The 14,555-nt window shown below is 43.6% G+C and carries 11 protein-coding genes; 3 read left to right on the forward strand and 8 right to left on the reverse strand.

The features are described 5' to 3' along the window. Window positions 1-537: 537 nt before the first annotated feature. Complete coding sequence (metH, locus tag FQ084_RS12630; protein ID WP_149490973.1) at window positions 538-4,353, forward strand: methionine synthase; 3,816 nt, start codon at window positions 538-540, stop codon at window positions 4,351-4,353. Window positions 4,354-4,453: 100 nt separating this feature from the next. Here metH and FQ084_RS12635 read toward each other — a convergent pair whose 3' ends face one another. From FQ084_RS12635 to FQ084_RS12665, 7 genes are all read right to left on the reverse strand, one after another. Next, the gene (locus FQ084_RS12635; protein ID WP_149490974.1) at window positions 4,454-4,954 is read right to left on the reverse strand and encodes a hypothetical protein; all 501 of its coding nucleotides are present in this window, start codon (window positions 4,952-4,954) and stop codon (window positions 4,454-4,456) included. Window positions 4,955-4,980: 26 nt separating this feature from the next. After that, window positions 4,981-5,127 carry a DUF2256 domain-containing protein gene (locus tag FQ084_RS12640; protein WP_149490975.1) on the reverse strand — a complete coding sequence of 49 codons (147 nt, stop codon included), beginning with the start codon at window positions 5,125-5,127 and terminating at the stop codon, window positions 4,981-4,983. A gap of 39 nt (window positions 5,128-5,166) precedes the next feature. Continuing rightward, the gene (locus FQ084_RS12645) at window positions 5,167-5,337 is read right to left on the reverse strand and encodes a DUF2256 domain-containing protein (protein ID WP_149490976.1); all 171 of its coding nucleotides are present in this window, start codon (window positions 5,335-5,337) and stop codon (window positions 5,167-5,169) included. Window positions 5,338-5,366: 29 nt separating this feature from the next. After that, window positions 5,367-6,359 carry a PD40 domain-containing protein gene (locus FQ084_RS12650; protein ID WP_149490977.1) on the reverse strand — a complete coding sequence of 331 codons (993 nt, stop codon included), beginning with the start codon at window positions 6,357-6,359 and terminating at the stop codon, window positions 5,367-5,369. 224 nt (window positions 6,360-6,583) lie between these two features. Next, a complete protein-coding gene (locus tag FQ084_RS12655) occupies window positions 6,584-7,072 on the reverse strand; it encodes an META domain-containing protein (protein ID WP_149490978.1) in 489 nt (162 codons plus the stop codon). Between the two features lie 366 nt (window positions 7,073-7,438). Further along, a complete protein-coding gene (locus FQ084_RS12660) occupies window positions 7,439-8,545 on the reverse strand; it encodes a lipase secretion chaperone (RefSeq protein WP_149490979.1) in 1,107 nt (368 codons plus the stop codon). A 147-nt stretch (window positions 8,546-8,692) separates the two neighbouring features. Further along, window positions 8,693-9,781 (reverse strand): esterase/lipase family protein, encoded by a 1,089-nt coding sequence (locus FQ084_RS12665; RefSeq protein WP_149490980.1) that lies wholly within the window; start codon window positions 9,779-9,781, stop codon window positions 8,693-8,695. A gap of 360 nt (window positions 9,782-10,141) precedes the next feature. Between FQ084_RS12665 and map the strand changes: the two genes are divergently transcribed. Beyond that, window positions 10,142-10,933: a type I methionyl aminopeptidase gene (gene map, locus FQ084_RS12670; protein ID WP_410477347.1), complete on the forward strand. Its 792-nt coding sequence runs from the start codon at window positions 10,142-10,144 to the stop codon at window positions 10,931-10,933. Between the two features lie 172 nt (window positions 10,934-11,105). Continuing rightward, window positions 11,106-13,826, forward strand: a complete 2,721-nt coding sequence (gene glnD / locus FQ084_RS12675; RefSeq protein WP_149490982.1) for a [protein-PII] uridylyltransferase — start codon at window positions 11,106-11,108, stop codon at window positions 13,824-13,826. An 11-nt stretch (window positions 13,827-13,837) separates the two neighbouring features. On the opposite strand, the gene FQ084_RS12680 is transcribed toward glnD, so the two are convergent. Then, window positions 13,838-14,506: a hypothetical protein gene (locus FQ084_RS12680; protein ID WP_149490983.1), complete on the reverse strand. Its 669-nt coding sequence runs from the start codon at window positions 14,504-14,506 to the stop codon at window positions 13,838-13,840. Window positions 14,507-14,555 lie beyond the last annotated feature (49 nt).

A 14,555-nucleotide genomic window follows, 5' to 3' on the forward strand; every position in this document is an offset into this window, starting at 1 on the left:
ATAAGTATTGCTTACGAAACATCAATCCTTCTGAAATTAAATTAACATATAGCCAAGCGTTATGAATTTATGTTTAGTCTATTTTTTGTGCTATGAATGTAAGTTTTGTCAGTGTTTTAGGTGAACAATTAGAGCTTTACGATAGAAAGCAAAGCTTTATGTAATCATCGAGTAAAAGGATATTCATTTGTGCCAAGTAACGTTGTGCAATAGAATTTAAAACTATCACGATACATTAAATAATAAAGCCAGTAATGATAAAATCAGCAACGACAAAACCAGCAATGAAATGCCAAACTCCTCATATTTTCAAATACTATAACTGCAATGGTTTTGCCAAAGTGGAATAAAGACAATTCCGCGAGCCATAGGTATTTCATGCTAGAATAATCCAGATTTGCTTATTGGTTTTTAAGCCATTATTTTATTAAACGTAGTATTTTAGACGCTCTACCCTATTACAAAGCCAAAATTGAAAAACTCTGAACGACTTCTCTTTCTTCCTTTTATTATATTGACTCTATAAGCAGCGCTCCTATGACTCAACAGACCACAACATCATCGACTTCCTCTTCCTCTTCCGCTGATAGCAATGCCGATTTATCGAATATGGCTGATGACTTTATCCTCACGCCACCTGCTATGTTTCCTTATAAGGCGCAGCAGCAAAACGCACGCGCTCGTATTACCGAGCAAATAGCGTCACGGATTATGATGTTAGATGGCGCGATGGGCACGCACATTCAGAATTATAAGTTGGAAGAGGCGGATTATCGCGGCGAGCGTTTTGCTGACATTGAACAAGATGTACGCGGTAATAATGATTTGCTGGTACTCACGCAGCCGCATATGATCAAAGAGATTCATATCGCCCATCTTGAGGCAGGTGCGGATATTATTGAGACCAACAGCTTCAATGGTACGCGCCTATCGATGGCCGATTATAATATGCAACATCTGGTGCCAGAGCTGAATAAAACGGCTGCCAAGATTGCTCGCGAAGCTGCTGATGAATTTACCGCCAAGACCCCAGAGAAGCCACGCTTCGTGGCTGGGGTCATAGGACCGACATCGCGTACTTGTTCGCTGTCACCTGATGTCAATGATCCGGCCTTTCGTAATATTACCTTTGATGAATTGGTGCTTAATTATCGTGAAGCGACGCTGGCATTAATAGAAGGCGGCGTTGATATTCTGTTAATCGAGACCATCTTTGATACGCTAAATGCCAAGGCAGCAATCTTTGCGGTAACGGGCGTTTTTGAGGATATTGGTTTTGAATTACCGATTATGATTTCGGGTACGATTACCGATGCGTCAGGTCGAACTTTATCAGGTCAAACGGCTGAAGCCTTTTATAACTCGATTCGCCATGCCAAACCGCTATCGGTTGGCTTTAACTGTGCATTAGGTGCTGATGCGCTACGTCCGCATATCCAAACATTATCTAATATTGCCAATACTTATGTGTCAGCGCATCCAAATGCTGGTCTGCCCAATGAGTTTGGTGAGTACGATGAAGGTGCTAGAGAAACCACAGCATTGCTTGAAGGCTTTGCCAAAGCCGGTATCTTAAACATCGTCGGCGGCTGCTGTGGTACGACGCCTGAGCACATTCGCCAAATCGCTAATATGGTGGCCAATTATCCACCACGCGTGATTCCTGAGATCCCACCTGCCTGCCGCTTATCAGGACTTGAACCTTTTACCATCAATAAAGACAGTCTATTCGTCAACGTCGGTGAACGTACCAACGTGACGGGTTCAAAGAAATTCTTACGTTTAATCAAAACAGAAGCCTATACCGAAGCACTCGATGTCGCCCGTGACCAAGTCGAAGGGGGCGCGCAAATCGTCGATATCAATATGGATGAAGGCATGCTTGACTCCAAGCAAGCGATGATTCACTTCGTTAATCTGGTCTCGGGCGAGCCAGATATCAGCCGTGTGCCATTGATGCTCGACTCGTCAAAATGGGACATTATCGAAGAAGGGCTTAAACGTACCCAAGGTAAATGTGTCGTTAACTCAATCTCATTAAAAGAAGGTCATGCCGAGTTCGTTGAGCGTGCCAAGCTCTGCATGCGCTACGGTGCCGCTGTTATTGTCATGGCATTTGATGAAGACGGACAAGCCGACACTTATGAACGTAAGATTCAGATTTGTCAACGTAGCTATGATGTCTTGGTTAATGAAGTTGGCTTCCCGTCTGAAGATATTATCTTTGACCCCAATATTTTTGCCGTCGCCACCGGTATTACCGAACATAATAACTACGGCGCCGACTTTATCAACGCCACCAAATGGATTACAGAAAACTTGCCCAATGCCATGGTATCGGGCGGCGTCTCTAACGTTTCGTTCAGTTTCCGTGGTAATCCAATTCGTGAAGCCATTAACTCTGTATTCCTCTATCATGCGATTCAAAATGGCTTAACCATGGGTATCGTCAATCCAGCCATGCTTGAGCTTTATGACGATATTCCAAAGGAAGCACGTGATGCAATCGAAGATGTGATGCTCAATCGCAACCAAGGCGAGAGCGGTCAAGATGCCACCGAACGGTTGATGACCATTGCTGAAAGCTATCAAGACGGCGGTAAGAAAAAAGACAGTACCGTCGATATGTCATGGCGTGAAGGCACGGTAGAAGAACGGATTGCCCATGCTTTAGTAAAAGGTATCACTACCTTTATCGATGCTGATACCAAAGAAGCGTGGGAGAAATATCCCAAGCCACTAGAAGTGATCGAAGGTCCACTGATGGATGGTATGAATATTGTCGGCGACTTATTTGGTGCCGGTAAAATGTTCTTACCGCAAGTGGTGAAATCTGCGCGCGTCATGAAGCAATCGGTTGCTTGGTTAAACCCGTATATCGAAGCGGAAAAAGTCGAGGGCGAAAAGAAAGGTAAAATCCTCATGGCGACAGTCAAAGGTGATGTCCATGATATCGGCAAAAACATCGTCGGCGTAGTACTTGGCTGTAACGGCTACGATATCGTCGATCTGGGTGTCATGGTACCGTGTGAGAAAATCCTTGATACCGCTATCGCAGAGGAAGTCGATATCATCGGGCTATCAGGTCTGATTACACCGAGCCTCGATGAGATGGTCTATGTTGCCAAGCAAATGCAAGAGCGTGGCATGACCCTACCTTTGATGATTGGCGGGGCAACGACTTCTAAGGCCCATACCGCGGTCAAAGTCGAACCACAATACCAAAACAATGCTGTCATCTATGTAGCGGATGCTTCACGCTCAGTCGGCGTAGTCACTAAGCTGCTGTCCAAAGAGCACCGTCAAGGTCTTATCGATGAGACGCGCGAAGAATACATAAAGGTACGTGAGCGCCTTGCTAAGCGTCAACCGAAAGCAGCAAAAATATCTTATGCTGAATCAATAGAGCTTGGTTTTAAGGATGATTGGGAAAACTATGTACCGCCAGTACCTAATAAGCTCGGACAAGTGATATTTGACGATTATCCCATCACCAACCTGTTGCCTTATATCGACTGGACGCCGTTCTTTATTTCTTGGGGTCTGGCGGGTAAATATCCAAAAATCTTGCAAGATGATGTGGTCGGCGAAGCGGCACGTGATTTGTTTGATAATGCCAATGACTTGATGCAAAAGATGATTGATGAAAAATTAATCGTCGCAAAAGGGGTATTTAAACTCATGCCAGCCCGTCGCACTGCCGCGGATACGGTAACTGTCTATAACAAAGCTCCGACTGAGGGCGGCACAGCAGAATATCAATTTGAGCATCTGCGCCAACAAAGCGATAAAGCCAGCGGCAAACCTAACTTTAGCTTGGCGGACTTTATCTCACCATCAGAAACTCATACTGATTATCTTGGTGGCTTTACCGTCTCGATAGTTGGCACAGAAGCGCTGGCTGAGAAGTATAAAGCCGCTGGAGATGACTATAATGCCATTATGGTACAAGCCTTATCTGACCGTTTAGCCGAAGCCTTTGCCGAGCATCTGCATGAGCTGATTCGTAAAGAATATTGGGGTTACCAACCGACTGAGTCACTTACTAATGATGAGATGATTAAAGAAAAATACGTCGGTATCCGCCCTGCGCCTGGTTACCCTGCCTGCCCTGAGCATACCGAAAAAGGTAAATTGTTTGAATGGCTGGGCACCGTTGACGCTATCGGCACGAGGCTGACTGAAAGCTATGCGATGTGGCCTGCATCTTCGGTCAGCGGCTTCTATTACTCTCATCCTGAGAGTGAATACTTTAACGTTGGTAAAATCAGCACCGATCAGTTAGAGAGCTATGCGGAGCGTAAAGGTTGGGATATGAAAACCGCTGAAAAGTGGTTGAATCCGAATTTGTAGGTTAACAATTAGGTTACGTTCCCATTAGAATCAATTAGCTACTATTGCTAAATAGTCTATAAAACTTTCGATTCAAACCAAGGTTTGAATCGAACTACATTTAATTCTGCGGAAAAAATAAAACGTTATATAAGGTCTCAATATCATCGTATCGAGTAAACTGTCCTTTATTAATCGTGCGTATGTTAGGTCGTTCTGCTTTTAAACCATTAGCATTAGCTTTAGTATGCTTTGCAACTTTAGCGTTTTCTAATCCAGTTAAGGGCTTTCCTGCCACTGCGCCAAAGAAGTAGAAAGATTTTAACTCTAATGTATCTTCATCAAAGAGTATCCAGACAATACATCCTGAAGGCTTATTGGCTAAGCGAACATTGACTTTTTGACCTGATGTCTTAGCACCAAATTTTGAAGTCTTTAGTTGAATATGACGAATAATGTTATTATCTTCAAGGACAACATCGCAACCTGCGTTGTCAACTTCAGGTTTCATGACCTCTAATTGGCAATCGTCCTTTAGCCACGATAACTTAAGCATTTCACCAATAAATAAGTGTTCAATAAGCTTTTCTCTAAAACTTGAATGTTCAAAATGTTTACTCATAATTTACCTTAATATTTTGAAGTAACTCAATCTGATTTACTTTTTGCAAGCCGACACCTCTCTGAACAATAAATCACCTGCTCCCAATCCTTTTCCCACTTCTTACGCCAGCTAAACGAACGCTGGCACACGGGGCAGATTTTTTGCGGTAAGTTTACTTTTTTATGTGCCATCGTCTGCTCCCTTCTATATCTCTACTTCACTATTAACGTTTATCTATCTTCTTTTTTATGATCCAACCCTTCATACTTTTTCACGCGGCGGCATTGGTCAGAGCAATAGACCATGCTCTCCCAGTTTTTATCTAGCTTTTTAGTCCAACTAAACTCACGCTCGCAGACAGGACATTCCTTTTTGCGGACGTTTTTCTTTTTATGCGCCATGATATTTACCTTTAAATTAAAAAAACGATTTAACGACCCCAAATGGGTGAGCGCACTACCCCGTCCGTCTTACTGCTAATAGCATAGCTTGCATTACCGGATAATGAATGAATAACTAAGCTGCCGCCATTTTGACCACTCACTTGTGGAAGCTTTGTGGGGTAGACGGCATACTGTGCAGAGGGGGACAGACGCGCTGGCTCATCCAGCCCCGTTTCTGCCAGATTGATGACTTGTCCTGTAGCGAGCATCATCACCGCCGCCTTGCGACCATTAAGATAGGCCAAATGCTGACCATCTAAGCTCAGTTGCGGACTGGCCGCATAGCCTGCTGTCGGTATAATGCTCGCATGACCAGTGGTAAAGCTATAACGATAAATGCTGGGGCGTCCAGCGCGAACTTTATCACTAGTATAGACGAAGCTTTGCCCATCGGCAGCGTAGCTTGGCTGCACTTCGGTACTAGGCAAGGTGGTGAGCTGTCTCGTATTACCGTCATTCAGACGCATCTCATAGATATCGGCATTGCCGCCAACCGTTGAGCTATAGAGCAGTTTTTGCCCATCAGGCGAAAATGACGCTGATAAATTACTGCCCTCCCCATCTACGATTAGATTTTGGGTTTTACTTTTACGGTCATATATATAAATCTTTGGATGCTGGCGCGCGGCTTGTTTACTGTAAGCAAGTATTTGACCATCTGCTGACCATGCCGGTGCATAAATATAACCATTGAGCTGATCTATCAATTGGCGGTCGCTGCCATCAGGACGAATGCTATAAAGCGTCGATATCTTTGCCGCGCCAAAACCCTGTTCCTCGACATAAGCAATGCGCCCTTGTCGATCTATCGCTGGCATGCGTGCCGTCAGCGGATTACTCACACTCATATCAGCAGGCGTTTTAGTGAGCGTGTTCGGCAATGTCTGACAACCCGTTAACATACTAAAAGTCGTTAACGCCATGATGCTACTCATCGTACCTATATTGATGAATGGCTTGGATACAAAGGTTTTTAACATAAAATGACGTCCAATAAAGCGTTGATTATTGCGTGCTGAGGAGCTTAATAAGTCAGGCTAAAAAATTGATAGCATAAAAAATATCGTGATACTTTGAACATTTCGCCTTAGCCGCTAATGACAGTGTAGCGTAAACCATCGCAAATTTTAGATAAAAAAATGCCTCACTGATAAGCGAGGCGTTTTTTATATAACAACTATGATAGTGGATCTAACGGACTATCTTATTTAGAAACTGCTTTAAAGTGGGCAACTTGATTGCTATTTGTAATGGTTAGGATAGGCGTGTTATTCGCATTGTTGCTGATGCTATATTTACCTTGTACGGTCGCCATCGTTGCTGTATCAAAACTTGCTTGTGGCTCAGGACATGCCATCATAGTAGATAAGACATTACCTAATACAACATTGCCATTTACCACGCTATAACTGGCGCCAATATTATTACAAGTATTCACAAAGGCTACACGGTCATTACCGTTATCTTTAAAGAATTTCAATGTCAATGGCTTGGCTGGATCAAAGAACAGCTGACTAACTTTTTGGCCATTGGTGCGCTTAGCATCAACGAGCTGCCAATCATACGCTTGTAACGCAGTAGAAGTAATTGGTTGCGTCACTGGTGCAGTAACGGTAGGGGCAGTTTGGCAACCAGCAGCCAATGTACCTACAGCAAGCGTGGCAGCCATCATCATTTTAGTCATGTTTTTCATATAAACTCCTAGAGGTTTCAAATATAAATGTACAAAGGTAAAAAGGTAAAAACATCATTGTTTATCATATTAAGCGGTAGCATTTGCTATGATTAATTTGTTTTTATCATCAGTCTAAACAATGCGGCTATTATGCCTATAATGCATAAGCCTGTCATGATAGATTAAGTACTAATTACCGTTATATTTGTTCCGCTCTACAGTATTTTTGCTAACATGCCTTGCCAAGCTTTCTATTAACTGTTAGCACACAATCTTTTGTCTTATGCTTAAGAAACTATTGTATATTTAAAGGCTTATCAAGCTATATCTACATCTACGTCTGTTCATTTACCTCTAATAGATACCGGTAGTCAGTCTCTTTCATTAATTCATCTCGGCAGCTTTTTGCTGCTGTAGAGCGGCATAACCTGTCAGACGTTTGCGTTCAGCTTCATTAAACAGTTGCTGCTCGATCTGATTGATTTGGGTTTGAGCTTGTGCCTTATCCACATTTTGTTTTAGTAGCTGCTGTTTTTGTGCTTGATACTGCTTAAAACGTTGGTCAAAGTTAGCATCTTGTTGATCAACTTGCGCAAGCCGTGCTGCTGCTGGCGCACCGACCAGTTCACGCCGCATATTATATAATGCTTCAGCCGTTGCACCCTGCGCTTGCATCTGCTCTGTACGCTTGATGAGCTCATCGAGATTGGCCTGTTGGGCGATATTGGTTTTAATCGCATTGTCTGGCATACGGCTAATATAATCTTGTCTTGCCGCTTCTTTTTGGGCGTCAGACAACTGCTTATCTTGATTGATTTTAACCATGGCAATACTGTAATCATCATACTCATCTTCTGTACCAAAAAAGGCCGTGATAGTCTCTTGATCAAAATGCTGCTGGCGTAATTTGGCCACATCTTGCTTTTGCTGTGCCACCACGTTTAAATCTAGCTCACCATTTTCTGTCGCCTGTAGTTGTAGATTTCCGTAACGGCTTTCTATGGCAGGAAGGGCCTTAAGATATGCCACGTACTGGTCAAATATGGTGACCGCTTGGCTCGCTGCTGGCTCTGGTGTATGACTGCGGATATAACTCTCCACACGGGCATAAATTGTCGCTTCTTCTTCCTCACCTAGCGCCGATAAAAAATAATCAAATAAGCGTCGCAGACCTTCGGTGACGACCAACTGTTTATTTTCATCAATGATAATCTCGCCATCAACATCCGTTCCTTGCAGGGAGCGCGGTAAATCCTCTAGCCCCGTGGTAAATCGGCCACTGCTTTGCTTAGATTTATTGCCAATGTCGTTTTTAGAGCCAGTTTTGTCTGTGGCGTTAGCGCTAGCTTGACTGTAGCCTACGGTAGAATTCGCTTGAGCAGACGCGTTGCTAGCGTTATTGGGCTTAAACCACCAAATAATCGCCACTACTAAAACGACTATCGCAGCGATGATGACGGGCAAAAATGGTGAACGGCGATTATTTGACATAATGAGAATATCTTATTTAATCAAACGGTTTATGTAAGGATTGACTATCGATGAAAATGGATAAAGAAAAGGGTCATTTCCGTGTTGACCCTTTTGCTATAAAAGCTATAAATATGCTCACTTATATACAAACTTTAAAAACTGGCTTTATAAGTTTGCTTTTTTCAGACGGTTAACCTGATCGCGATATAAGGTTTTAGGACTAGGCTGTCCCCATGCCGTTAAGCCTAGCACTTGGTTTGTTGAATCTAGATGGTTCATTTTATAGTCATCACGAATGACATAGCCCAAACGGCTAGAACAGGGAGAAACCAAACCATCATTTTCTTCGCCATTGAAGGTTGTCCCAGTCAAGGCTAAGAGATAATCACTAGGATCTAAACCGTTGGTAACTTGACCGATACCGCTAAAAGAGTAGTACTTAATACCATTGACTTCAGTATTGGTAGGTTGACCACAATAGCTGCTAGGCATAGCGGCGGGAAATTTGGCATTAAAATTTGCGGAAGACGCCGTAGATAAGGCCGTTACCGCCTCCCAACCGTCTTGTTCTTGTATGTCTTTGAAGCTGATACCTGAGCCGACATCCATAAAGCCACCAACGAATTTAAAGAACCCTAAAGCAATCTGAGAGCCTACGTTAAACTCACCTTCAGCATAGCCACTATCCGCGCTACCTTCCACGACTTGTTTCATAACCCAGTCAGCCATCTTTGAACCTTGCTCAGGGCTTGAAACAGCGGTAACAGAGGCTACATAATTAGGCGCCACACCAGCGACATAGCGGATATCGATCCCGCCCATACTGTGTCCGAATAAATTCACTTTAGGCTTACCTGAAATCGCTGTAATGGTTTTGATTTGTTGCAGTAATTGCTCACCTCTTACTTCACTATTATTGACGGCCGATGTCTTTGTGGTATACACCTCACTACCACCTCCCATTAAGGTTTCAGGAATACCATAAAAATAGTCGAGCACCCCAAATAGCTTCGTCCAACCGCCCAGCCCATGCGCCATTACGACAGGATATTTGGTATCCGTATGGGTCGAGGTAAAATACTTACTACTGACCATTTTACAGCCCGTCGGATTGGCACAGTTATAATACTGTCCAGCCGCTTGAGCAGAGGTGGTTTGTAAAGCCATTAGGAGCACACCGGCACCGATAGCACCAAGTGAGGGTACAAATACGCTGGGCGTAAGCGTCACGCGAAGACGGTTTTTGAGAGTCATAACAACATCCTTGTTATTGTAAAAAAAGGGTCTTAAAGAGGTTCTTTATCGGACTTGTCTTATAACACTTAGCTATTGCGTCCTGCACCAAGTGCTAAAAACCATTGCCAATTCATTTAGCAAACAAAATTACAATACTTATATAATTACCAACATTCAACCGCTTTTTTACGTTTCAGCTGTATTTGGATGACTCTATAGTCACGTACCTGCATATAAACACGCTGAGACGATTGCTATCAGTATATTGTACGGATTCGAAGCATGCATATATACTTGCTAAACACTTAGAAAAACAGCCCCTACTACATTTATGGTATAATTGACAACCCAAATTCTATAACTATAAGTACGACGATGATGACTAAAAAATCCCTTATCCAATCTCCGGAAGCCATAGAAAAAATGCGCGTGGCCGGTAAACTTGCGAGCGATGTGCTTGTGATGCTCGACGAACACGTTAAAGTAGGCGTCAGCACTGAAGCATTAAACCAAATCGCCCATGATTATATCGTTAATGTGCAAGAAGCAATTCCTGCGCCTCTTAACTATAACGGCTTCCCAAAATCTATCTGCACCTCAGTTAACCACGTGGTGTGTCATGGTATTCCAGCTGAAAATAAGCTGCTTAAAGATGGCGATATCATCAATATCGATGTTACGGTCATTAAAGACGGCTATTACGGCGATACCTCAAAAATGTGGATTGTCGGCAATGGCTCTATCATGGCACAGCGTATTTGCAAAGTGGCACAAGAAGCCCTTTATGCAGGCATGAGTGTGGTCAAAAATGGCGCGCGCTTGGGTGATGTCGGCGCAGCTATTCAAGCAGTGGTCGAACCTGAACGCTTTAGTATCGTACGCGAGTTCTGTGGTCACGGGATCAGTAATGAGTTCCATCACGAGCCGCAAGTGATGCACTATGGTAAAAAAGGCACGGGTTTTGAGCTAAAAACAGGCATGACCTTTACCATTGAACCGATGATTAACGAAGGTAAATGGCAGACCAAGATTTTACCGGATGAATGGACAGCAATCACCAAAGACCGCAAGCTGTCGGCGCAGTGGGAACATACCTTGGTGGTGACGGACAATGGCTGTGAGGTGTTTACCACTCGCCCCGAAGAAGACTTAAGCTTTTTAACCCAGTAATATCATAAAAGATCGCCTAGGCGGTCTTTTTTTTATCTTATAATTGAGGCATATTAACGATACCTTTTATTGAGTTGCTGCTTTTATATTCTCAATAGTAATATTCTTTATGCTTTCCATAAGACATTGGTTTTAACACCACCATTTGCAAACTTTTAACTGGATAACCCTCATGTTTAATTGTGATGTCGCTGCTATTGATTTGACCCCCATGCCGCTAGTGTCAGACCATAGCGTGACAACCAACACGATGAATATATCAATATCTGATATTCCTGACTGGCTGATTCAAATCAATGATGATATCAGTCGCGCGCTCGAACGCGGTGTCAATATTCGCCAATTGGTTGCGGCACGTGCCTGCGTCATCGATGACTTACTAATAGCTTTGTTTAAGTGGTTTGAGCTTGATAAAACGGATTTGGCATTGTTTGCCACTGGTGGCTATGGTCGTGGTGAGCTGTCGTTATACTCAGATGTGGATATTTTACTGTTAATGCCAAACGAGATTGAGGCTAATAGCAGAGAGAAGATTGACAACTTGGTCGCGTTACTGTGGGATATTGGACTTGAGCCTGCCCTATCAGTACGCAGCGTCAATGAGTGCTTGGAAGCGGCGCTGGATCATACCGTTGCTAGTACTTTGTTAGAAGCGAGGCTGTTAATTGGCAATGAAGAGCTGCAAGAAGTACCGCATAAAATTGTCAATACTCAATGGACGCCACGTGATTTTTACGAGGTAAAAATCGCTGAAGCAAAAGCGCGTTACTTACAGCACAATGCCACCGAGTATAATCTTGAGCCCAATATCAAAACCGCGCCCGGTGGTCTGCGGGATATTCACATTATTGGTTGGGTGACCAAGCGCTACTTTCGGGTCAGTAAACTCTATGATTTGGTACAACAAAACTTTTTGACTGAAAAAGAGTTCGATGAGTTAAATTTTGCCGAAGGCTATTTATGGCAAATACGTCATTACTTGCATGAGCTGACGGTTCGCAATGAAAACAAGCTGTTGTTTGATTATCAGCGTGAAATCGCTCAGTTAATGGGCTATGAGACGCAGCTAGACGACCAACCAAACGCTGCCGTCGAACGTTTTATGCGCGACTACTATCGCTGTGCCATGCAAATATCGACATTATCTGAGATGTTGACCAATCATTATTATGAGACGATTATAGAGCCGCAATTGCCAGATGAGGAACGTCCAAAAAAACATCCAATTAACGCCCGCTTCAATCAAGTAGGCGAACAAATTGCGATGTCACATCATCGTGTATTTGCCCAGCACCCTGAATCGATTTTAGAGATGTTTTTACTCATGGGTCAATACGGCATCAAAAATGTCCGTACCCATACGCTGCGTGCGCTAAAAATAGCGGCCCGCGGCATCGATCGGGTTTATAGAGACAATCCGACGCACCAAGCGCTTTTCTTAGCCAATTTAAAAGAGCAAAATTACTTATTTCATCGTCTGCGCACCATGAATCGTTACGGCGTTTTGGGCAGTTATATTCCTGCTTTCGCCCAAGTAACGGGACTGATGCAGTACGACTTATTTCACCGTTATACGGTTGATGCGCATACCTTATTTTTGATTCGCATTTTACATCGCTTTACCGATCCACGTTTTTCTGAAGACTTTCCACTGGTCAGCGCTATCTTCCAACGTATCGAGCGCAAAGAGATTTTGGTATTGGCAGCGATGTTTCATGATATCGCCAAAGGTCGTGGCGGCAACCATAGTCAGCTTGGCCAAACGGAATCGATTGAATTTTGTCTTGCCCATGGCATGAGCACAGCGGACGCTCATTTGGTTGGTTGGTTAACCCGCTATCATCTACTTATGTCGATGACGGCGCAGAAAAAGGACATCTCCGACCCAGAAGTGGTGACGCTGTTTGCAGATTTAGTCGGTAACGTTACCCATCTCAATCATCTGTATGTACTAACGGTCGCTGACATGAATGCCACCAATCCACAGCTTTGGAACAGCTGGCGCGCCACCTTAATGAAACAGTTGTATTCACAAACGCGGCGCATCTTACGCGCCGATATCGATGCCCCAACCAACCGCCAAGATATGATTAGTGCTACGCGCAAACAAGCGCTGGCGATGCTTGATAATGTTGATAATCAGCATATGAATCGCGAGGAAGTCTTAAGATTGTGGGATGACTTGGGTGATGAGTATTTTCTGCGAGAAATTGCAGAGGATATCTTGTGGCATACGGAAGCTATCTTAAACCATCCACCCATAGGACGAGCTTCTGATGCCGACAGTACACCTCTAGTGGTGTTACGCGAGCACCGGGAGCTGGCGCTTGATGCGGTACAGGTATTTGTTTACACCCAAGATCAGGTGAATTTATTTGCTGTCACCATGGCCGTGTTTGACCAGATGAATCTAGATGTTTTGGATGCGCGCATCATTACCGCAACCCGAGATTTTGCCTTGGACTCCTACGTACTGCTCGATCGTAGCGGCACGCTACTGGTCGATGTCGACAGCCAACAAGAGCTTAAGCAGCGCTTAATCGATGCTTTTAAAAACCCGACCGTTCCTAAGCTCACGCATCGAAAGATTCCGCGTCAGCTGCGACATTTTGATGTGGCGACGACGATTAACTTTGAGTTTAATGACGCTTCAAATCAGCACATCATGAGTTTAGAGACACTTGATCAACCAGGCTTACTAGCCCGCGTTGGACAAGTATTTTTACAACAAAAGATTGAAGTACATGCTGCCCGTATCACTACGTTAGGCGAGCGCGCAGAAGATATGTTCTACATCAGTGATCAGAACGATGAGGCATTGTCTGCCGATAAACTTGAGACATTAAAAGCGGCACTGATAGCAAGCCTGAGTATACGCAATGACACTGTTTAACTTGCTCGTTGTTATATCAAGCTTTTATATATGATACCCCGAGCATATTCTTTCAACGCATCATCAGCAAGTTCTAGAGGTAGTATATCTGCGTCTACTTTTTGGTCACTGTACATCAAACGCCCGGCATCAACTTCATTTTTTAATAAGAGGTGCAAGCTTGCCAGACGAAGCTGGGCATCACAATATCGGTAAATTTGTTTTAAGGAGATAGGCGCTTTGGCATGAACATCACGGTATAGACTATCAGCCGCCAAAATCTTCATCTCATTGAGCATCTCTTCGCGTAGCAACTCTTCTTGGTTGATTTTATCTGCCAAATGCCGAGCAAGCCTGTCTTTAAGACTGAACATCACAACAAATATCAAAGTTTGTAGGACAAATAAAGCGAAGTATTGCCATAAAGGCAGCGATATCTCCAATAGCTTACTGAGTAGCATCAAAACCATGGCCACGACGATATAACTGACCAATTGCCACAGTAGCCACATCATAAAACTGTTGTCACCAAACCAAAACATTTGGCGTTCTCTTAACAGCGTCAAGTTTTGGCGTGTTTTCCACCATGCTTTTTCACGCTGCTTTAGCTGCTCATATACCTTAAGATCTTGAGGATTATCAAAGTATCTTTCATTGATATCTTTAGCGCCGAGACTGTTCGCTTCTAACATACTAGACATATCAACTTATTCCTAAAATATGCTCTCATAAGAGTCAGCATTTATTTTT

The sequence above is a fragment of the Psychrobacter sp. ANT_WB68 genome (assembly GCF_008369115.1).
GTDB lineage: Bacteria > Pseudomonadota > Gammaproteobacteria > Pseudomonadales > Moraxellaceae > Psychrobacter.